We start from the raw sequence: 20,865 nt of genomic DNA, 5'->3' as shown, positions 1-20,865 counted from the left end.
GCGCATCCTCGCGGAGCGTTTATCTCAGTCGGAGATTGTAACCCCGACTGAGATAAAATCATATGATTAAGCACTCTATATATTTCTGTCAATGCATAGGCTTCTTACGCCAACACGCTTGCAAGCTCCTGCATAATCTCAGGTGTCTGAATATTCTGCGGGCAATGTCCTACGCAGCTGCCACATGCAATACAGTCAGAAGGTTTGCCCTCTGATTCGATTGCGGCTGCCTTTTCCTTAATTTCCCATGCCCCATCGCATTTGTATGTGTTATACAATGTCAGCCATTCCGGAATGTTGATATTCATTGGACAATCCGGCGTACAATAACGGCACGCGGTGCAAGGAACCACAAGGCGATCATGGAATACTTCCAATGCGCGGAACAGTACTTCTTTGTCTGCTTCCGACAATGGAGTTTCATCATCAAATGTATTTACATTATCCTGAATTTGTTCCATATTGCTCATGCCCGAAAGGATTACCTGTACCTGATCAAGGCTGCGTACAAAGCGCAATGCCCATGCTGCGATGCTCCAATCCGGATGCGCCTCCTTCAGAATTGCGGTTGCTTCAGGGCTTAATTCCGCAAGTTTGCCGCCACGCACCGGTTCCATAACAACAATCGGAATCTCTCTGTCTTTTAAAATCTGATATTCTTCTTTTGCCGTGCCATATTTCCAGTCATAATAATTGATCTGTAACTGTGCAAAATCCCACTTATGATGGTTTGCAATACGCTCAAGCTGATCCGGATCTGCGTGAGAAGAAAAACCAAAATATTTGATTCTACCTTTCTGCTGCTGCTCAAGGAAATACTCGATGCAACCGCTGGTCAAATAAAAATCTACATTGGCATTTTCCACTGCATGAAGCAAATAAAAATCAATGTAATCTTTGTCCAGTTTCTGCAACTGCTCCTCAAACATTTTCTTGTAGTCACGGCTTGCGAATGAGCTAAATTTGGTTGCAATACAATAGCTGGAACGATCATATTTCGCAAGTGCTTTTCCGACAAAGCGCTCTGATTCGCCACGATGATACACATAAGCAGTGTCATAATAATTGATTCCGTGGCTCATTCCATAGTCAATGATTTCCTGCGCCTTTTCATAGTCAATATCGCTGTCTCCGCCCGCTCCAATTGGCAAACGCATATTTCCCATACCAAGACGGGACAATGCAATGCCATCTTTATACAATTTTTTTTCCATATTTTAGTCCTCCTAAATGCTCTCTCTTGGCTAATTATAACATGGCAGATTTTCCGTTTCCATATTAATCGAGGGCTTCACAAATTTTTTTCACCTTTGGGGACGGGGGTCAGCGGATAGTCGGGTGTCCCCAAAGTAATAGTACCCCGTCCCCAAAGGTGAGTAACCTGTCCCTAAGGTGTAAAAAACACGTCAAAAAAGCTGCAAACAGGTATGTTTGCAGCTTCTTTCAGATCATTATTGAATAATTCAATTTCCCAATCGGATATTTTCTCGCAAGCCCATAATGATTATTATTTTGGGAAACGCGTAAAAGCGCCATTTTTGAGTGATTTTTTATTCTTTGGGGACACCCTTCTTCCCTTTGGGGACGGGGTACTATACCTTTTGGGACACCCGACTATCCGCTGACCCCCGTCCCCAAAGGGAAGAACCAAAAACAGTGGTCGAGCCGGTAGTAATATATGCCTGCACGCGGAACCGATAAGTTTTGCCGCGCTTGAGCCCGGTTACTTTGCAGCTTGTCTTTTTCGTCAGGCGGGTATCGACGAGCTTGCCGGCGCGATCGTAGATTAATATGCGATAGCCGGTTGCTCCGGTCACTTTAGACCATTTGAGGGTGGCTGAAGTGGCCGATTTGAATTTTATTTTGAGAGACTTTGGTTTCGGTGCTTTGGTTGCAGTCTCGTAGGCATCGGAATAAGTGCCGAAGCCATAAATGCCATTGGACTTCACGAACGCACGGACACGATATTTATATTTTGTGGCAATTTTCAGTTTCTTTGCACTATAGCTCGGTTGCGTTGTCGTCTTGACATATTTCCATGACTTCTTGGACGCATTCCATTGATATACGCGATATCCATCCGCGCCGGCCACCGGTTTCCAAACAATTGTGGTGGAATTGGCAGTGCTTGTCTTGCGCTTCAGTCCGGTTGTCTGTTCCGGTCGTGTTTTGACTTCGATTCTGCCCGGCCGGCCATAAACCAATGTACCTTCCGCATTCATGCCGTAGGCGCGCACTTTGCAAATGTACTTTGCGCCCGGCGTCAATCCGCTATAGGCATAGGATTGAGTGGTCTGATCTTCGATGGTCACCGGCTCGGTGACCTGCTTTCCATCCGCATCATACAGGAACACCTGTAATCCGAGGACGTTCTTCGGCCAGGTCCAACCGATGCAAATGCGATTCTTTGAGGTTGACACTTGCTTGAGCGGAGTAACCGTTGCCACCGATGTACAGAAGGTAACCGTATCCGATTCATTTCCGTAAAAATCATTGCCGGTCACATTCACAAATGGTATGACTTTAACAGTATATTTTTTCTGTGGTGACAGTTCGTGAATCACATAGGATGTGCGGTCTGTCATTGCCAGTTTCCGGTACGCAGCCCGACCTTCTTCTTTGCAATAAATCTCATATCCGGTTGCCCCCTTTGCCGCACTCCAGGTAATGGTTGCGCCATTTCCGGTCTGACTTTTGGCCTTGCAGGCAATGGTTTTGATATCGCACGGAGTCGTATAGACCGGCGCGGAAATGACATACTTGCCATAAACTTTCTTGCCGCTTGCATCCAATGTATATTTTCTTACTTTAAAAATATATTTCTGTCCGGTCTTTGGCGCACTCTTGTCGCTAAACTTCGTAATCGTAGCGGTACGCCCTGTCGTATGCGCGCCATATAATTTGTTTCCTTTTTTGTCAAAAACTGCATAATAATAGCCTTTTGCCTTATCCAGTTTGTCCCACTTCACGCTAAAAGACGATGCCGTCGCCTTCGTTTGCTCAGCACGAACATATGCCACATTCAAATCCACATAGCTATTGATTCCATCCACTTTGCCGGTGGAACTGTATTGCCACATGCTGTATGGTCTGCTGCTGTAAGTCCGTGTATTGTAACGCGCAAGCCAAATGTAATAACCCTTTTTCTCAAACAGGCTGGTCGAAACATGGGCCGAATCTACCGCATTATCATTGTAATCATAATAACTGTAATAAGATGCATAGACACCCGGAATATATCCGGCAGCCTTGACCGCGTCGCAAAATGTACACCAGATGTCGGTCCGTTTCTTTTTGGACAGATTCGCCTTGTCCAGGCGGCCGCCGTCTATCATTTCCATATCATAAAAAATCGGATAGCTGATATAGGAAGCATATTTTTTGATCTGCTTCAAAACGAATTGGGCAGATGCCTTGGCCTCTGCAGTGCTGATATCCTGTGAAAAATAATAGATTCCGACCGGCAAACCAACCGAATGAGCACCCTTGATATAGGATTCAAAATACGGGTCCACCGCCAGTTTACCGCTTGCAGAAAAGCGATTGCCCACGCGAATGATTACAAATGAAACGCCCGCATTTTTTACTTTTTTCCAATCGATATCCCCATTCCATTTGGACACATCGATGCCAAAAATCTTTGCGCTGGCAGAATGCTGGCTCTCATGTGTGAGGCCTTTTCCATCAATGGAATTCACAAGCTTTTTGTCGGCCCATTCCACAGACTGCAGCGATGATGCCGCAGTATTGCCTGTTTTGTTGGCTTTTGCTCGTGCAGCACGAATCTTTTTGACAGCAAGATAATCCTTGCGGTCCTCCTCTTCATATCGCGCATAATCTTCAGGCGAAACCACGTCTTCCGACTGATCCGTGTCAGTCAACTCGTCCTCGACAGTCATCTCGTCTGCGGCAGTCATCTCGTCTGCGGCAGTCAGCTCGTCTGCGACAGTCAACTCGTCTGCGGCAGTCATCTCGTCTGTGACAGTCATCTCGTTCGACGCATTCAAACGATCCGCATAAGCCAGGTCCGTCACTGTTGAACGATGATCCATACTATCTGCCGGTGCCAAGCCCATCGTCGTTGGACGATCAGTTTTAGGATTCTCGCCAAATGCATCTGTAGCCGCCACTTGTGCATCCGGCAGCAACCCGGATATCAAAAGTGAAAGTAACAAAAGCAGCGCCAGCGCCTTTTTATATTGATTTGATAAAATCGATCTCTTCAAACTGATAACCTCCGGTCTATTGTTCAGGTTTCGGGGCTGTGGTGCCCTTTAGTTCCGATTTGTTCAAATACATTTTGCGATCCGCTTCCCGCATTGCCTCGCGCAACTCCATACCGTCCTCCACCATCTGGTATCCAAATGCGCATACATAGTCGGTTTTGGACAGCAGTTTCTGCATGGTTGCAATGTCCGTTCTCACATCATCTTCATCCCAGTACAGATAAAAAATTGCGAATTCATCTCCGCCAATGCGATAGACATGCTTTTTGCGTCCCATTCCCTTGCTCAGACACGTTGAAACCGTCATTAATGCAAGGTCTCCCGCCTCATGTCCCTGACTGTCATTGATTTTTTTCAAATCATTCATGTCCACAGAGACAACGCAGGTGATACGGTCGCGCTCTCTTTGTTCATCCGCATAATAGCACTGTCGATTCAGTAAGCCGGTCAGCGTATCCGCTTTTGCGGTTTTTGTGTAAATGAACAGATAATACAAGACCAATACCGATGCAAAAAGCGTACTGTAATCCACATCCATATCCGCTATCACCATAATCATCACGCCCAGAACCGCGATTGCGATACACCACAAGATGCTCATTCGGTCGCGCCGGCTGATTTTTTGATTATATTTCAAAAGCAAAAACAGAAAAATCAGCAGATAGATTGCAACCAGATAATACGAATAATATTTTAACGGATTCCCCACGCTATGGTAAAGATTATCCTCCGTCATCCAGAAAATCAAGTGCGTCCACTGCGACGTATACAGAATCGGAGCGCTGATGATGACGGGAATGGAAAGCCATCGCACATAGCGATCTGCGATTTTTGTCAAATGAATCACTACCAGCATAATAATCGGATACAGTAAATAAATGGTTGATGTCAAAATAGGACGCGCAATGCTTAATGTTTCAAAGCTTTGCGTCCATTTTTCCACCGACCAAAGAATCGCCTCCAGCCCGATCAGCAGGATGATGCTCTTCATCGTCCGCACTGTCTTGCGTTTAATGTGCACGCCCATATCCAGCATGCTCCACAAACCAACAAGCTCCGCAAGCATGATAAAATGGTTTGCAAATATTTTTGCACTATCCATCGTTTTGTCCTCTTTACTCTAAAATTATTGTACCTGCTTCGACCGTTTCCGGAATGTCCACAACAATGTGACAATAAATACCAGAAACATAACCGCATTCACCACCAGGTACAGCCAGGCGATTCCGGATACCCCAAATCGATCCGCCATCGTCTTTTGCGACAGCAACGCTACGGCAGTGGCCAGTAAATAGCCAATTGCGATGCTGTGTTGACAACGCGTGATCGTAAGCAAAACATTCAAATAAAATGCCAGTGCATACAACGCTCCCCCACCAAGAAAGATGGTAAAAATCATCTTATAGTCCAGCAGATTGACATGATACATCCATGACAGGATTTGCAGGCCAATCACCCAGCAGCCGACCAAAACCAGCACAGTACAGCCAAGGATCCAGGCGATTTGCGTCAACATCTTTTTGTATAATCGTCTCAGTTGTCCGGATTCCCAGAAATAAGCCAGTTCACGGATAAACGGCTGGTACAGGAACTGGCTGACCAGTGTCACGACAAACACCGGAAGCATAATATATCCCAGAATTGCCTGCACTTCCTCACTCATATACATATCAATCGCATATTTCGGAATGTTGCTGACATAAACAGAAAGCGCGATGCCGATGTTCAGCGGCATGCACTCTTTTAACAATGTAAATACCGTGCGCCGGGAAATCGCTTCATGCGTATCACTGAGCAATGGGCGAGTCAGCCAGATCAATCCCAGCATCAACAAAACTGCAAATGCATCTGCAAAATAAAACAAAAATTGAATTGGAATTGCAAACCACGCCAGCAGCATAATCATCGCTGTTACCGCAATCTGGTGGATTGCCATCATTTTAGCGGCAGCGATAAAAATATCCTTTTGCTGCAGTCTGCCCAAAATCACATCTTCAAATGCATCAATCACTTTCAAAATTGCGATTCCCAAAATAATATGTAATTTGTCAATTGCATAATTGCCGCTTGCAAATTGTATCGCAAGAAAAACAAATGTAATCAGGATTGCGATCAGGCAGGAAATCACGCGTGCACCAAGATAATTGCGGAAAGAAAATTTTTCGTCCAGGTCGGAAGCCTGATAATTTCTCATGCCCCAACGGGAAACCGCATAAATCAATACTGCAAACGCATACGCAAATGTGACCATTCCGGCAGTTTCGATATCATATTTCCTGGAAATGACCGTCAGAATCAATGCCGCCTGCACCGCAAAGAATCCGGACCCCAGAATATTCCATAGGAATTCGCTGAATCGTGTTGTTTTTTTTGTAAACCAGTTTTTCATAAACACTCCATCTATATCAAATAATTTTTCTATGCTTTTATATGTTTCGATATGAATAAAAAAATCGAGGATCCATGCAAGCACGCTTCCTCGAATATTTTTCTATACCAACAATATTTATTTTACCGAAAATACAAATTTTTTCAACACCTATCTGCCCGGTTCTCAAGGCTACGCAACAACAAGTTGTCCCGCATCCATCTTGATTGTCACATCAGAAAGGATGTCAAGGTCCTCCTTGTTATGGCTGGCCAGAATTATGGTTTTTCCCTCCGCCTTCTTTTGCAGTAGAATCCCGCGCACCATGTCTATGCTCTTCTCGTCCAACGCATTCGTTGGCTCATCCAGTAACAGGATATCAGGATCTTCAAAAATGGCCTGTGCAATTGCCAAGCGCTGCTTCATTCCAAGCGAATATGTCCGGACGCGATCCTTGCAGTCAGGATCCAGCCCCACTGCCAAAATGGCATTTCTGATATCTTCCTCGGTCGCCACCTTCTTGATTTTTGATAACAATTTCAAATTGGTAAATGCATCATATTGCGGCAACAGGTTGGTATGCTCGATAATGACGCCAACGCTCTCCGGAAAATCCATATCTTTATGCAAAGTCTTGTCGTCAATTGTGATTTCACCATCGTCCAACGAAATCAAACCCGCGATGGCACGCAACAACATCGTCTTCCCGGATCCGTTGCGACCATACAAACCATATATTTTTCCCGGTTCGAACTCGTACGCCACCTGAACCAGGATGTCTTTATTTTTGATTCTTTTGCTGATATTATTCAATGCAATCATGCTTTTTCTCCTAACAAAAATCCTTTTTTCGCAAATAAAAATATGCAATCACCCACATCACAACCAATAGTAACAGCATTAAAAGGCAATATTGCATATGCGAAAACCCCGGGTTTTGAAAATGTATTTTTCTTTCCAAAAACATGCCTGTTGTCGGCATCCATTTCGCCATTTCAAGCTGACCATTTGAAAAAAACATATCTGCCATCGCCAGATTCACAATAAACAGGCCCGCCGAAATGAGTAACGCAACCGCCGAAGCCATCATCATTTCCATCAACATCTGAAACATCAAAAACACTGACATTCCAAGCATATATTCTGCCATCGGCAATACGAAATCAAAGGCAAAACGATGATATTTCATCCAATTGATTCCTACGAAAAAGACGATTTTCATCGCTTCCACCAAAAGTAGATGCAGCAGCAATACTCCACAACAATGATAGAGCAGGTGCACACGCTTTTTGCTTCGTATCACAAGGAAGATGGCGTACTGTTCCAGATATTCTTTAAAACAGTCAAAAATAATCAGACTGTAGCAAAAATATAATGCAATTTGCTCGGCATAATATATGATTAGACTGTTAAAATCTAATCCTCGATAGAGATTTGAAAACAATCCACTCTCATATCCGGATGCCATTTTCCAAGTGAGAAACAGGATTGCGGCTGCAATCAGCCAATATTTATTTCTTGTCATTCAGCACATCCATTCTTTTGAACCAGACCAGATTACAGCAAATCAATACCAAAATCAAAATCACGATGCGCAGCACATGCTGTATTTCGCTCCCGGCCGAAAGCCCTGGCTCGTTCCATCTTATGAACACATCCCGAATGTGAATTGGCATCCATACCGGCAACGTGTCTGCCAGAAAACGCATCAATATAGAAGCGGATACCGTAAGTGCAATTGCTTTTGTCGCAACTCCAAAGAGGGTAAAAAGCCAGGCATAGAGACATCCGAACAGCGCATAGAAGAGCAAGTCATACAGACCTTGCAGCAATGCTACTTCAAAAAACGAAATCTTGCTCAAGCGTTCCCAACCGTTTACCACAACCACAGGAATCAACAATACACTTTCCATGATCAAAGTAAAAAGAAATGTCATCCCAAGCGCCTTCCCATAAACCTGACGAAAGAGATATCGATTTCTGGACATACGAATCAACTGTTGCGATTCTACTTTTGGAATTGCCAGATAAAGCAACAGAACATACCAGATCATCATTGTAATCGCATGCGTCCCGGTTGCATTATATCCGCGATCGGAAAAAGTCATCTGTTGCAGTCCATCAATGTCCCCCGGCAAAAACATCGGAAAACAATTCCAATTGATTACCACCCAAAACATCAACAAAAAGACTACATACATGCCCCACATGGCAATTTTTCTATAACTCATCCCGTTTCTCCCATACCAGTTTTGTAAATAGGATGGTCAGTCCACACAGTATTAGGATCTGCAACCATGCAATGACAAAATATTCATATCCATATTCAGTATATGGTTGCATCGCATTTACAATGCTCCAAGGACTATGAATCATTCCCAACCATGGCAAAACCGCCAGTGCATAAGCAATCATTCTGTTTCCTGTAATCATGCACAAGCATGAGCAATAAACCCCATACAGACCAACAATCAAACAAAATGAAATCACATAAATCAAATAAATATAAAGTGCATCCTCTTCGTTTCCACCACCGGTCCACGTGCCACCCCAAAACAACACATAACAAACCACCAGATTAAGTAAAATCGCCACCAGTGTAACACCGGTGGAAATCGAAAATGCACTCTTCCATTTATTCATTAAATATGTTTTTCGGGAAATACGCGTGTAACAAGTTGATAGATAGCCACAGCTCTTTTCCTGCAAATAACTGTCCGCATTCATAATCATGATATAAATTGGCATCAAAAAAATGAAAATCATTTGCATCAAATGTCCATGGCTGTTACCGGACAAAAAAGCTGCCACTGTCGGTATGAATCGATGCATATGTGACGGTCCATTCGGATAATCCTCCGGATAAAACCAGTAATCACTGTATACATCAAAATACAGAATCCCCGCATCCAACAACGGAATCAGAATCAAAACAAGTAGGATCAGGACTTTCTTCCAATCCCTTCTCGTCTTTTCTATCTCAAGCTCCATGGTACACTCCTAACTAACGATTCAGGTACACACCTGTATAAGATACATTGGTCCCATCTTTGTGTTCTAACCAAAAAACAGTATAATGTAGCACCACTTTATTGTCAAGAAGAGTTTTTTGATTGCTCCTTTTTTTGTGTTCGCTCGTGTCACGCGGGCAATTGCGTTTCCCGTTTTTCATAGTCATCCTGATCTGTAATTTGCATAGCGAATTCAAAAAAATCCCCCTCAAACAGGTCTCTGCTCAAGGGGGATCATGTCATCTTAAATTAACTGATTTGTTCAAAATCTGATGCCGGGTGCTTACAAATCGGACAAATATAGTCATCCGGCAATGTTTCTCCGACATACTCGTATCCACAGATTTTGCAGCGCCAAACATGCTGGCCTTCCGGTGCCTTTGGTGCTTCCTGTGGCTTTGGCTTGATATTTTGCTGATAATAGGTATAAGTGGCAGATGCTGCGTCAGAAAGCATCTCCATGTCAGTTACTTCTGCGATAAACAAGGTATGACTGCCCAAATCAACCATCTGCTCTACTTTTGCAGAGATAAATGCATTTGTACCTTTTGTAATGATCATCGTGCCATTTTGCGCGCGCTTGCAATCCGCGAAGTCTTCAAATTTGTCCACGTCACGGCCGGATTGAAATCCGAAATGTTCAAACAGTGCAAAATCAGCATCTTCGCTGATGACAGAGACTGTAAACACGCCGGTATCGCGCACCATGTCATGCGTATAATTTGCTTTGTTGATGGCGACCGAAATCCGATTTGGTTCCGATGTCACCTGGATTGCTGTGTTTGTGATGCACCCATTGTCTTTGCCATCGCGATTGGCAGTAATCACAAACAAACCATAGCTCAATTGATACATTGCCTTTTTGTCCATAGTGCCTCCTCCTTTGACTATGCTATACAATCAATGTAGATGCAAAAAATCCATTACAACAATAATTATACTGTCATAATGGATTTCATGCATCATAATTATAATTTTTCTAAAATTCAACGGTTTCAGGCGCACCTGTAAATGAGCAGAAAGTCGCCTTCGCATTCTTGAAGTAGAATACTAATGTGTTCTCATCATCGGCAGAATACATCTGCTGTAGCGATGGATAGTCATCCAGCATGGACTGCTTCGCTTCACGGCGATTGTCCTCAACCAGTTCACCCGCTACGCGGATCCATTGTCCATCCTTGAATGCACAAAGTTCAACCTTCGGATTTGCGAAAATCTGTTTGGCCACATCTTTGGACAGGCCGGTCGCCATCCACGGTTGCAAGGTAATAAGTTCCTGCATCCTTTAAAAATGTAAGTACTTTTTGCATAGGAAATTTATTTTGTGACTTTTTTGATTTTACTGTATTTTCCGTAAATGAAATGTCCAAACGGATCTTTTACAATTCCTCGTACACGGACATAGTATGTTGCCTTCTTGCTCTTTAATCCGTTTTTGTACGTATAATCCGAAAATCTGATTGTCTTTGATGTGACATAATTATTGTATGGACTGCGGAATACATTGGTACTGATATACTTTCCGGCCATTGACTTCTTCTTTGCAACCTGAACAGTATAACCATCGACATAACCACTTGTTTTCAAAGAAATTTTGTTTAAATATCTTTTTCCCTTGGAAAAAATCGAATTTGATACCTTTACGGTTACTTTCGATAATGAAGGTGCTTTTACAGTATATGCAGATGCCTGGTATTTAATTTTATATTCCACATTTTTGGCATTAAAAAAATTACTATGAACCCGTAAATAATAGGTGCCCTTCTTTAAATAAACTGTCTTGGCTTTGATGGTCTTAGTTCCATGAAACAGACTGACGGTTTCATTATTCGTATTAATGATATCAACATCCCAGTTGTTATCATTTCCGGTAACCTCATTTGGTCCAAATGTAATCTTTACTTTAGAAGTCTTTGCTACTGCAAATTTGAAATAGTCATATTCATCATCATATGTAATGCTTCCATATTTGTATTGATTATTTTTTAAGATGCAGGCAGTTTTTGCTGAGTTATTAAATTCATTTTCCCAGTTAGCTGAAGTATTGTATACTACTTTAAAATCTACGACAACTTGATCAAACGGTGAATCAACCTTGATATTAAAAACCTGTCCGCCCTTTGAAGCAAACAAAGCAGTAGAACAAGACCGCCCCGGTTCTTTGGCACTAAGCGTTTCCGTGATTTGTCTTCCGGTAGCATCAAATACCGTAAAATCTGCGCTCCACATTGATCGTTTTTCAATCAAAGTCGCTTCAATCCTAAAATATCCATCTTGCGGTGCCTTAAAACTGTACATCGCTTCTTCTTCTGGGTTTAATGATACACTTTGCATCGTGTTTACATTAATTCTTGTGTTCGTAACAGCCTCTACTTTTTGTGCCGGAATGATTGTGATCATCATAGCCAATGCCAGGAATGCTGTCACTATCCGTTTCATCATTTTGTTCATTTTCAATTTCTGGTTCCTCCTATAATCATAAATCTGAGTCTTGCCTTATACTATAAAGACGATTAATACTCCGAAAAGGGTTTAAAGACAATCACCATTATAACCATTTTTTTGATTATAGGAAATACTTATTTGGGTTATACCTTTAGGGACGGGGTACTACACCTTTGGGGACACAGGACTATCCGCTAACCCCCGTCCCCAAAGGTAAAAAAGTTAAGTTTGAGAGAACTTAATTTTGATATATTCTTTTATGATTTGAACGCATTTTTCTCTTCCAATTCGGTCACTATTGAGAACCAAATCATAATTCGTAGGGTTTGTCCACTTCTTCCCTCCGGTATAATAGCTGTAATAATTTGCCCGATATTTATCTGTGCTTACAATGAGTTTTGCTGCCCGCTCCGGCGACACGCGCATTTTCTCGGTGATTGATTTCACACATGCATGTCGCGGGGCTTCCACATAAATACTGATTACATTTTTTCTATCGCGCAAAATATCATCTGCACATTTTCCAATGATGATACAGCTCTCTGTAGATGCCAATGTTCGAATAATATCCGCTTGCACATTAAATACATTAACATCAGATACGAACGCTCTGTCCCATGGTTCAACAACACCGGTAACCGGAACTTTTCTAAGGAAGTTCGCAATATATTTTCCTCGTAACTTTTCATCGTTCTCTACAAAGATGCTCTCATCAATTCCACTTTGATCTGACGCCATTGTCAAAATCTGGCGATCGTAACAGGGAATGCCCAGTTCTTTTGACAAACGCATTCCGATATCTTTTCCGCCACTTCCGAATCCTCTGGCGATGGTAATGATATAGTTCATAGGCACTCCTTTTTGCGTTACTCAGCATCTGCTTTTAAAACTGCATTCAACATTACGGTTGCGCCTTCCGTACAATGTTCCGGAGAAGAATACTCCGGCTCGCAATGGCTTAATCCATCTTTTGACTGCACAAAAATCATAGTAGTAGGAAGCATATATGATGCAAACTGTGCATCATGTCCTGCTCCGGAATGGATATATTGATGCGATACGCCACACTCTTCTGCTGCTTCTTTCACATAAGAAACCAACTTCTTATCCCAGTATACCGTATCACGATTCCATGCCTTTTCCACCTCGCAAGTACATCCTGCCCATACCTTATCTGCACAACCTTTCACAATTGCCAGCACCTGTTCAAGCACCTTTGGATCCTCATGACGTGCATCAAATGAAAAATCAAAGAAATCCGGTACACAAGTATGAACACACGGATGACAAACCACCTCGCCGGTTGTATATACCAAATCAGAATACCCAAGCTTGTCGATTTTCTCATGAAGATAAGTCAGAGCCATAGACGCTGCCAAAAAAGCATCTTTTCTCTTTGGCATAGGGAAAGTTCCCGCATGTGTAGTCTGACCATAGAACCGTAATCTGTAATTAAACATACCCAGTACACAATCTACAACACCCACATCATTTCCGGCATCCTCTAAAATCGGTCCCTGCTCAATATGTGTTTCAAACATATACAAATAGTTGTCCGGAGATAGACGATATTTTTTGTCCCCCATAAATCCGGAAGCCTTTAATGCATCACCAAATGTACTGGTCTGATCGAGAATACTCTTGGAATTCATCATATCCTCATATTTAAATTTCACACGAATATCTTCCGGCAAATAATCATAACAAACAATTCCGGAACACATCATTGCAGGTGGATATAAGGAGCCTTCTTCGTTGGTCCATATCATCGCTGTCAAAGGATGTTTATGCGGAATATCCTGTTCCGCAACTGTTTCTAAAACTTCCATAGCAGACATAACACCTAGAATTCCATCGTAATTTCCGCCATTTTTCACCGAATCGCAGTGGGAAGCCATTACAATTCTCTTTGCGTCCGGGTCTGTTCCCGGAAGAGTTGCATAGATATTTGCCACATCATCCACCTCGATGATTGCTCCTATTGACTCCATTCTCTTGATGAATTCATTTCTCGCCTGAATTGCTTCCGGTGACAGAGAATATCTGGTGATTCCTCCATGTCCTGCGTCTCCGTATGTAGAAAAGGTTTTGATTTTATCTGTCATTCTCTCTAAACTGCATTTGTACATATCTAATTACCTTCTTTCCTTAGTTTCTCATTCATTTATGATGCCATTTCTTCTTGCTTTTTCTTCGGAATTCGAATTCCTGATGGTGTAATAGATTCCGTCGGACATACCAGCATACACAAGTGACAGCCTACACATTTTTTCGGATTCATCATAGGCTTATGTGTTTTCTCATCCATCACAATTGCCTGATGGCCACCATCGAAACAGGAAATATAACATCTTCCGCAACCCACACAATTTTTGTGCACAAAGCGCGGATATTCGATTGTATCCCGATCCAAATCCCCTGCATCAACCACATGTCCAAGCGCAACTCCAACCAGCTCTTTCACGCTTGACATATTCGCCTGAACTAAATAATCCGATAATCCCTCCTTCATATCCTCAATGATGCGATAACCATATTGCATAACTGCTGTTGTTACCTGCAAGGTTTCACACCCCATCGCAATGAATTCCGCACCATCTTTCCAGTTTTCTATTCCTCCCATTCCGGAAATTGGAGCATTCTTTGTCCTCTCATCCTTTTTCATATCATTGATAAATCGAAGGGCAATTGGCTTAACTGCTTTTCCTGAATATCCTCCTACGGAACACTTTCCCTGCACATTTGGCGTTGATCCAAAATGTTTCAAATCCACATTCATAATGCTCTTAATCGTATTAATGGCAGCAAGTCCATCTGCCCCGGCTTTTAGCGCCACTGCAGCCGGTTCTTCCATCTTTGTAATATTTGGGGTCATCTTTGCCAATATCGGGAGCGTTGTACCACGCCTTGTGGCCGCAGTATACTTCTCCACCAACTCCAGATTTGTTCCCACATCGCTTCCTAGTCCTTCTCCCACCATCTGCGGACAAGAGAAATTACACTCAATCATATCAGCGCCGGCCGCTTCCATAAGTCCCGCAAGTTTTGTCCATTCCTCTTCATTTTGTCCCATAATCGAGGCGATAATCACTTTGGTCGGATATTCTTTTTTCAGCCGCTTTAGGAAACCTAAATTTTCCTCCAAACTATGATCCGAAATCTGCTCAATATTTTTAAAACCAATAAAAGGATTATCTTCTTTCTCTAAAGCTCCAAATCTCGGCGAAACTTCATTCGGTTGAAATAAACCTATCGTCTTGAATGCCACTCCTGCCCAACCTAATTCAAAGGCTTTTGCAACCATTTCGTAATTGCTACCTACAACAGAAGAAGAAAGTAAAAAAGGATTTTCAAAATGTACACCACAAGAATCTATCGACAAGTCCACACTCTGCTCCGGCACCAGAATCTTTTCATTTCTTAACTGCGCAAACATTGTTGGAATCTTAATTGCTTCATCGATATCGCTTTTCCTGCAGGCATCCATACATGGTGCGCTACAGTCTTTACATACATCTGTTTCTCCTAATTTTCTCATCGCTCCGGTTTTGTTCTCAAATCGAATGGAGCGTATGATACTTGCCACCTCTAATCCCTTATCGCAAGCTTTTGAACAGGGAGCATCATGACATAACAGACATTTATTCGCTTCACATGCCATTTTTCTCTCCTCCTTTACTTCTCTTTATTCTTGCAAATTGCACATTTATTTTTACTTCTTGGGAATTCTCTTTACATATTTTCCTGTTCCTGGTTTTCCAACATATGCACCATTGTCATATACAAGTTCTCCGCGCAAATAAGTCTGAACCGGATAACCGTGAAGTTTCTTTCCTTCCCAAATTGTGTGATCGTAATCGGAATGCATATTGTCGACGCTGATTGTAAAATCTTTATCCTTATCATAGATCACAATATCTGCATCCTTACCAACAGCAATCTCGCCCTTATTCTCACATCCGAAAATTTTTGCCACATTTGTTGCACAGACTTCCACAACTTTTTCAAATGGAATCTTTCCGGAATTGGCTGCATCAAGCATATACGGATAAAGATTTTCCACTCCTGCACAGCCATTCGGAATCTTGGTAAAATCATCTTTTCCCCAATCTTTTTCATAACTTTGGAACGGACAATGATCCGTTGCGACGGTGTCAATAAATCCACTCTTTAATGCCAGCCATAGAGCATCCTGACTTTCCTGTCCTTTCATTGGCGGCGAACATACAAAGTTTCGTCCATCCTCTCGTTTGTACACATCACAAGTGAATTCCAGATACTGCGGGCAGGTTTCTACATATAATTCATGTCCTTCCTCCTTAGCCTTAATGCAGGCTTCGAGGCCTTCTTTGTCTGCCATATGTACGATATACACCGGTGCATTCAGATGTGTCGCCCAATGTACTACACGCTTATCCGCTTCAGCCTCTACAAATTCCGGCCGACTCATGTAGTGATACCAGGCATCCGTCTTCCCTTCTTTTAAATATTGTTCAACTCTTAAATCAATCAGGTCCGGATTTTCAGCATGCACATTGATCATTGCGCCCAGTTCCTTTGCTCGAAGCAGAAGTGTGGCCAGCATACCATCATCAACCATCATTCCTTCTTTCTTATAAACCAGGAAGCATTTGAAACTTGTAATACCATCTGCAACCGCCTGCTCCATCTCGTCTAAGATTTCGCCATCGTTAAAATTGGTAATACAACAATGAAATGCATAATCACAGCATGCCTCTTCCTCCAACACTGCCTTCTTGGAATTGATAAGGCCTAAGATCGTCTCACCCTTATGCTGCACCGGATAATCAAATATCGTTGTCACACCACCGCAAACAGCTGCTCTTGTACCGGATAAATAACTGTCTGCAGAAATGGTTCCGCCAAATGGCATCGCCAAATGCGTATGTGCATCCAAAGCTCCCGGCAGAACTAGCTTTCCGGTTGCATCCACAACCTTCTTTGCTTCTGTCCCTAAATCCTTACCAATAGAGACAATCTTCCCGTCTTCGACTGCGACATCCGCCGGAAAACTTCCGGTGGATGTTACGATTGTTCCATTTTTTATCAATAAATCCATATCGATCACCTCTCCTTAAAACAGGTTCGCTTAGAAATTTTCCGGCTTATACACAAGTACCAATCCTGATCTCTGGAAAATCTGTGCGATTTCTACCAAATCCATACCACTTGCGTCAGCAGAGGCAAGATTTGTTTCCCATGTCACACCGAAATCAACTGTTCCATTGTTCACCGCAGTTGTTTCTGCAATATCTCCACCACCGGATACAATATCCACTTTTTCAAATCCGACTTCTTTATAATAGCCCTTATCAAGAGCCACATAATAGCCCATAAACTGTGCATCAGGTAACCACTTCAACTGAATGGATACGGACTTCTTTTCGATATCAAACTTTCCATCAGAAGCCTTTGCTGCCTCATAATAGCTTGCATCTCTGATATCATCGAGTGTCAATGACTGAAATGCTTTATTTGCAGTAGCATCGTCTAATGTGACATACTGCTTTGCAATATTAAGCGTCTGCTCCATTGCCGAATCATCCATGAATCCAATTTCAGTGACTGTAGCTCCACTCATATCTGTCGAAACAAGTTTCGCTACCTCCTCTGCCATATATGCCTGATGCTCAGGTGAAACAGATGATCCATATTCATAGCAAATTTCAGCGGCTTCTTCCGGATGCTCCACTGCATATTCCCATCCCTTTAATGAGGCATACAAAAATGCTGCTACCGTTTCCGGATTTTCCTTTGCAAATGACTTGGTACAGAAAATGTTATCCTCAAGCATTGCTACCCCTTCATCATTCATATCGATGTATGCGACGCTATCGCCATAACCATATCCACCATCATAACTGTTCTTTACCAAACCTAATTCGTTATATGTCATTGCAGATGCAAGCAAAATCGAATTATCATCAAAGCCATCCATTGTAAAATCCTGGCTCAAATACGAAGTTGGAAGTTCATACTTTGATAGAAGCGCCAATACCTCATATTCATTTCCAAGTCCCCAGTTTCCCACCTGTCCGCTCTCTGCTGCCTTCTTAATGATATCCGCTGCAGACAATTCAGATGTTGAGGTTCCGCCGGCAGATTCTGAATTTCCCGTTTCCTGCTTTCCGCCGCATCCTGAAAGCAATCCAATTGCCACAGATGCAATTGCTGTTGTAGTTACCAGTCGTCTTGTTCTTTCCTTCATAATTTTTTCTCCTTTCAAAGTACATCTAGTGATATCTTTTTAAGCAAATGCTTTGTAACACCATTAAGATGATATAAGCCACCACACCGATCAAACATGCGGTTGCGATATAGGCCCAGGCTGTAGAATACTGCGCCAACACAATATTCTCTCTAATTTGTCTTCCGACACCTGTGATATATTCGGCGAAATATTCGCTAACAATTGCTGTCATAATGCTTGCCGGCACCGAAACCTTTAAAGCAGTAAACACATATGGCACTGAATTCGGTAAACGAAGCTTCCATAACGTAACCCGCTTCGGCGCTGCATAGATTGCCATCAAATCTTCAGAATAGGGTTTGATTTCTGTAAGACCTCTGTATGCGTTCAATCCCATATCCGCTGCACAAATTAATGTAACCACTATGATTTTTGAAACCATACTTCGGAACCCTGCATCTGTAGATACATCCTTAGTCCAGTTATTAAACACCGGCGCCATAGCGACCACCGGAACCGAAGCAAAAGCTCCTATCACCGATAATCCGCCCTTCCCGACTTTCGGAAATATTGCTACGAAAACCGCAATCAAATATCCCAATAAGCTTCCAATCAGAAGCCCCCAAAAAGCAACCTGTACCGTTGAAATGGTATTCTCCAAAAGCTTTTCGTGAATATCTCCCATGATTCCACCAATTTTATTAAGCAGCGGCAGTGTAAAAGTGTCTGTATGAAACCAACTGTGCAATACTTCTTTTTGCCAGAGTCCTATCATGATCAATCCAAATACCAATGGCCAAATAAAGGTAGATAGGTTTTGCCAACTTTTATTTTCCTTTATTCGTTGCCGCAGCGTCTTTTTTCGTCCAACCTTCTTAAGTTTTACTTCATATTCCATACTTAAGCCCTCCGTTTCCATGGAGATACTCCATATTCAATCCAACCAATTATTTTGCTGATAATGATACCGACGAAAGCACTGAAGAATACGATTAACCAAAATACATAAATACTCATTGCATGCTTTAATGATTGCGATAACAGACAACCCAATCCGCCGTCACCCTGAAGCGTATCCACCAAAATAGATGCGGTAACCGCCATCGGAGCTGCGATCTTTAATCCTGTGAAGAAGTACGGTAAAGCAGCAGGAATTAAAACTTTTGTATAGATGTAATATGGTTTTGCTGCGTAAATAAACATCAAATCATATTTTTCTTTTTCAACTGATTTAAAACCGGCTAAAGTATTGGTTGCCACCGGATAAAAGCTTAAAATCGATGCAATCACCACACGACTCACATTAATATCACCTGTAATTGCCAAAACAATCGGCGCCAATCCCAAAACCGGAATCAACTGAATCAACATCAAATACGGGAAAAGCATCTTTTCGATCACACCGGATAGTTTCATCAACAAAGCAAACAAAAAACCGATGACTGCTCCAAGAAAGAAACCTAACAAGGCTCGAAATAAAGTAAGTCCGGCACTGGACAACACAGCCTGCGTCGCTGTCATGTCCGCTGTAACGGTTTTACCTGAAAGTGCGGCCCCTAAAATCTGATGCAAATGCGGTAAAATGTTTTCCGGAACTCTCTTCGTATTAGATACCACCACAGCTCCTACTTCCCATAATGCGATTAATATCAAAATCCAAATGATAGAGGAGAACCATGGTTTTTCGACAATTCTTTTGATTTTTCTTTTCATGAGACACTGCCTCCTTCAAAACTGCCCCGCACCTTTGCCACCAACTCATTAAAATGTGCGGTCTCTTTCACTTCCAAAGAACGAGGACGCTGCAAGTCAATGTCTACGATTGCTGACAATCGGCCCGGATGCGGAGATAAGACACAAACTCGGTCAGAGAGAAAAACACCTTCCTGAATATTATGTGTTACGAAAAGAATGGTCTTATTTGTTGCTCTCCAGATTCGAAGGAGATCCTCATGCAATTTCTCTTTTGTAAATTCGTCCAACGCCGAGAATGGCTCATCCATCAACAAGATATCCGGATCTAATCCAAAAGCCCTTGCAATATTCGCTCTCTGCTGCATTCCTCCGGACAACTGCTTTGGATAATGCTTTGCAAAATCCTTTAAGCCAACCATTTCTAACATCTCATCCGCTCTATCAGAGCGTTCTCCCTTTGAATAACCCATGATTTCCATTGGGAGTTCCACATTTTTCTTTACTGTTCTCCAATCAAACAATACCGGCTGTTGAAATACGAATCCAAACTTCTTTTGCAACCTTACTTCCTTTGGTGTCATTCCTTGGATATGAACATCTCCCTCTGTCGGTTTTTGCAAATCAGCTATGCTACGCAACAGGGTGGTCTTTCCGCAACCGGAAGGTCCGAGTAATGCAATAAACTCACCCTTCATAATTTCCAGATTTACACCGGTCAATGCGGCAACATCATTTCCTTCATTGTCCTGAAATGTCACGCCCAGGTTTCTTGTTTTGATTTCTACTTCTCTTGCTTCACTCATAACCGGTTCCTCTTTTCTTTCTCATTTAATAAAAAAACACAGCATGGCTACTTCTTCAGCGCCGTTGCTGTGTTTTGATAATGCAAGTATACGGATTGTGATTTTG

Annotated in this window: 19 protein-coding genes; all 19 read right to left on the bottom strand. The window is 42.4% G+C overall.

What is annotated here, in order from left to right:
• Positions 1–104: 104 nt before the first annotated feature.
• A complete protein-coding gene (locus CSX02_RS03245) occupies positions 105–1,214 on the bottom strand; it encodes an aldo/keto reductase (RefSeq protein ID WP_099385618.1) in 1,110 nt (369 codons plus the stop codon).
• Positions 1,215–1,592: 378 nt separating this feature from the next.
• On the bottom strand, positions 1,593–4,226 hold the full coding sequence (locus CSX02_RS03240; RefSeq protein WP_099385617.1) for a fibronectin type III domain-containing protein: 2,634 nt from the start codon (positions 4,224–4,226) through the stop codon (positions 1,593–1,595).
• 16 nt (positions 4,227–4,242) lie between these two features.
• Entirely contained in the window at positions 4,243–5,328 is a 1,086-nt protein-coding gene (locus CSX02_RS03235) for a GGDEF domain-containing protein (protein ID WP_099385616.1), read from the bottom strand.
• A gap of 24 nt (positions 5,329–5,352) precedes the next feature.
• On the bottom strand, positions 5,353–6,615 hold the full coding sequence (locus CSX02_RS03230; RefSeq protein ID WP_143248127.1) for a lipopolysaccharide biosynthesis protein: 1,263 nt from the start codon (positions 6,613–6,615) through the stop codon (positions 5,353–5,355).
• A 171-nt stretch (positions 6,616–6,786) separates the two neighbouring features.
• A complete protein-coding gene (locus CSX02_RS03225; protein ID WP_099385614.1) occupies positions 6,787–7,416 on the bottom strand; it encodes an ATP-binding cassette domain-containing protein in 630 nt (209 codons plus the stop codon).
• 10 nt (positions 7,417–7,426) lie between these two features.
• Positions 7,427–8,119: a DUF2705 family protein gene (locus CSX02_RS03220; protein WP_099385613.1), complete on the bottom strand. Its 693-nt coding sequence runs from the start codon at positions 8,117–8,119 to the stop codon at positions 7,427–7,429.
• Positions 8,106–8,825, bottom strand: coding sequence for a WxPxxD family membrane protein (locus CSX02_RS03215; protein ID WP_099385612.1), 720 nt, complete (start codon positions 8,823–8,825; stop codon positions 8,106–8,108). The genes CSX02_RS03220 and CSX02_RS03215 overlap by 14 nt, the downstream gene beginning before the upstream one ends.
• Positions 8,815–9,585, bottom strand: coding sequence for a hypothetical protein (locus CSX02_RS03210; protein ID WP_099385611.1), 771 nt, complete (start codon positions 9,583–9,585; stop codon positions 8,815–8,817). The genes CSX02_RS03215 and CSX02_RS03210 overlap by 11 nt, the downstream gene beginning before the upstream one ends.
• A gap of 269 nt (positions 9,586–9,854) precedes the next feature.
• Positions 9,855–10,475 carry a flavin reductase gene (locus tag CSX02_RS03205; RefSeq protein ID WP_099385610.1) on the bottom strand — a complete coding sequence of 207 codons (621 nt, stop codon included), beginning with the start codon at positions 10,473–10,475 and terminating at the stop codon, positions 9,855–9,857.
• Between the two features lie 109 nt (positions 10,476–10,584).
• Positions 10,585–10,887 carry a hypothetical protein gene (locus tag CSX02_RS03200; RefSeq protein WP_330399410.1) on the bottom strand — a complete coding sequence of 101 codons (303 nt, stop codon included), beginning with the start codon at positions 10,885–10,887 and terminating at the stop codon, positions 10,585–10,587.
• Positions 10,888–10,922: 35 nt separating this feature from the next.
• On the bottom strand, positions 10,923–12,062 hold the full coding sequence (locus CSX02_RS03195) for a hypothetical protein (protein WP_143248126.1): 1,140 nt from the start codon (positions 12,060–12,062) through the stop codon (positions 10,923–10,925).
• Positions 12,063–12,272: 210 nt separating this feature from the next.
• Positions 12,273–12,899 (bottom strand): cytidylate kinase-like family protein, encoded by a 627-nt coding sequence (locus tag CSX02_RS03190; RefSeq protein ID WP_099385608.1) that lies wholly within the window; start codon positions 12,897–12,899, stop codon positions 12,273–12,275.
• Positions 12,900–12,916: 17 nt separating this feature from the next.
• The gene (locus tag CSX02_RS03185; protein ID WP_099385607.1) at positions 12,917–14,179 is read right to left on the bottom strand and encodes a Zn-dependent hydrolase; all 1,263 of its coding nucleotides are present in this window, start codon (positions 14,177–14,179) and stop codon (positions 12,917–12,919) included.
• Positions 14,180–14,214: 35 nt separating this feature from the next.
• The gene (gene preA / locus CSX02_RS03180) at positions 14,215–15,711 is read right to left on the bottom strand and encodes an NAD-dependent dihydropyrimidine dehydrogenase subunit PreA (protein WP_099385606.1); all 1,497 of its coding nucleotides are present in this window, start codon (positions 15,709–15,711) and stop codon (positions 14,215–14,217) included.
• 51 nt (positions 15,712–15,762) lie between these two features.
• The gene (hydA, locus tag CSX02_RS03175) at positions 15,763–17,130 is read right to left on the bottom strand and encodes a dihydropyrimidinase (RefSeq protein ID WP_099385605.1); all 1,368 of its coding nucleotides are present in this window, start codon (positions 17,128–17,130) and stop codon (positions 15,763–15,765) included.
• 30 nt (positions 17,131–17,160) lie between these two features.
• A complete protein-coding gene (locus CSX02_RS03170) occupies positions 17,161–18,279 on the bottom strand; it encodes an ABC transporter substrate-binding protein (protein ID WP_099385604.1) in 1,119 nt (372 codons plus the stop codon).
• A gap of 25 nt (positions 18,280–18,304) precedes the next feature.
• Entirely contained in the window at positions 18,305–19,159 is an 855-nt protein-coding gene (locus tag CSX02_RS03165) for an ABC transporter permease (protein ID WP_099385603.1), read from the bottom strand.
• Positions 19,160–19,161: 2 nt separating this feature from the next.
• Positions 19,162–19,974, bottom strand: a complete 813-nt coding sequence (locus tag CSX02_RS03160; RefSeq protein WP_099385602.1) for an ABC transporter permease — start codon at positions 19,972–19,974, stop codon at positions 19,162–19,164.
• On the bottom strand, positions 19,971–20,759 hold the full coding sequence (locus tag CSX02_RS03155; protein ID WP_099385601.1) for an ABC transporter ATP-binding protein: 789 nt from the start codon (positions 20,757–20,759) through the stop codon (positions 19,971–19,973). The genes CSX02_RS03160 and CSX02_RS03155 overlap by 4 nt, the downstream gene beginning before the upstream one ends.
• Positions 20,760–20,865 lie beyond the last annotated feature (106 nt).

The organism is Agathobacter ruminis (assembly GCF_002735305.1).
Classification (GTDB): Bacteria; Bacillota; Clostridia; order Lachnospirales; family Lachnospiraceae; genus Roseburia; species Roseburia ruminis.
The sequence above is the reverse complement of the archived record's forward strand: the minus strand, read 5'-3'. Positions and strand labels throughout refer to the sequence as shown.

What these genes read in the sequence shown, in the direction of transcription:
- CSX02_RS03245 (WP_099385618.1), bottom strand. Translation starts at nt 1,214, where the DNA reads ATGGAAAAAAAATTGTATAAAGATGGCATTGCATTGTCCCGTCTTGGT.
- CSX02_RS03235 (WP_099385616.1), bottom strand. Translation starts at nt 5,328, where the DNA reads ATGGATAGTGCAAAAATATTTGCAAACCATTTTATCATGCTTGCGGAG.
- CSX02_RS03230 (WP_143248127.1), bottom strand. Translation starts at nt 6,615, where the DNA reads ATGAAAAACTGGTTTACAAAAAAAACAACACGATTCAGCGAATTCCTA.
- CSX02_RS03225 (WP_099385614.1), bottom strand. Translation starts at nt 7,416, where the DNA reads ATGATTGCATTGAATAATATCAGCAAAAGAATCAAAAATAAAGACATC.
- CSX02_RS03220 (WP_099385613.1), bottom strand. Translation starts at nt 8,119, where the DNA reads ATGACAAGAAATAAATATTGGCTGATTGCAGCCGCAATCCTGTTTCTC.
- CSX02_RS03215 (WP_099385612.1), bottom strand. Translation starts at nt 8,825, where the DNA reads ATGAGTTATAGAAAAATTGCCATGTGGGGCATGTATGTAGTCTTTTTG.
- CSX02_RS03210 (WP_099385611.1), bottom strand. Translation starts at nt 9,585, where the DNA reads ATGGAGCTTGAGATAGAAAAGACGAGAAGGGATTGGAAGAAAGTCCTG.
- CSX02_RS03205 (WP_099385610.1), bottom strand. Translation starts at nt 10,475, where the DNA reads ATGGACAAAAAGGCAATGTATCAATTGAGCTATGGTTTGTTTGTGATT.
- CSX02_RS03200 (WP_330399410.1), bottom strand. Translation starts at nt 10,887, where the DNA reads ATGCAGGAACTTATTACCTTGCAACCGTGGATGGCGACCGGCCTGTCC.
- CSX02_RS03190 (WP_099385608.1), bottom strand. Translation starts at nt 12,899, where the DNA reads ATGAACTATATCATTACCATCGCCAGAGGATTCGGAAGTGGCGGAAAA.
- CSX02_RS03185 (WP_099385607.1), bottom strand. Translation starts at nt 14,179, where the DNA reads ATGTACAAATGCAGTTTAGAGAGAATGACAGATAAAATCAAAACCTTT.
- preA (WP_099385606.1), bottom strand. Translation starts at nt 15,711, where the DNA reads ATGGCATGTGAAGCGAATAAATGTCTGTTATGTCATGATGCTCCCTGT.
- hydA (WP_099385605.1), bottom strand. Translation starts at nt 17,130, where the DNA reads ATGGATTTATTGATAAAAAATGGAACAATCGTAACATCCACCGGAAGT.
- CSX02_RS03170 (WP_099385604.1), bottom strand. Translation starts at nt 18,279, where the DNA reads ATGAAGGAAAGAACAAGACGACTGGTAACTACAACAGCAATTGCATCT.
- CSX02_RS03165 (WP_099385603.1), bottom strand. Translation starts at nt 19,159, where the DNA reads ATGGAATATGAAGTAAAACTTAAGAAGGTTGGACGAAAAAAGACGCTG.
- CSX02_RS03160 (WP_099385602.1), bottom strand. Translation starts at nt 19,974, where the DNA reads ATGAAAAGAAAAATCAAAAGAATTGTCGAAAAACCATGGTTCTCCTCT.
- CSX02_RS03155 (WP_099385601.1), bottom strand. Translation starts at nt 20,759, where the DNA reads ATGAGTGAAGCAAGAGAAGTAGAAATCAAAACAAGAAACCTGGGCGTG.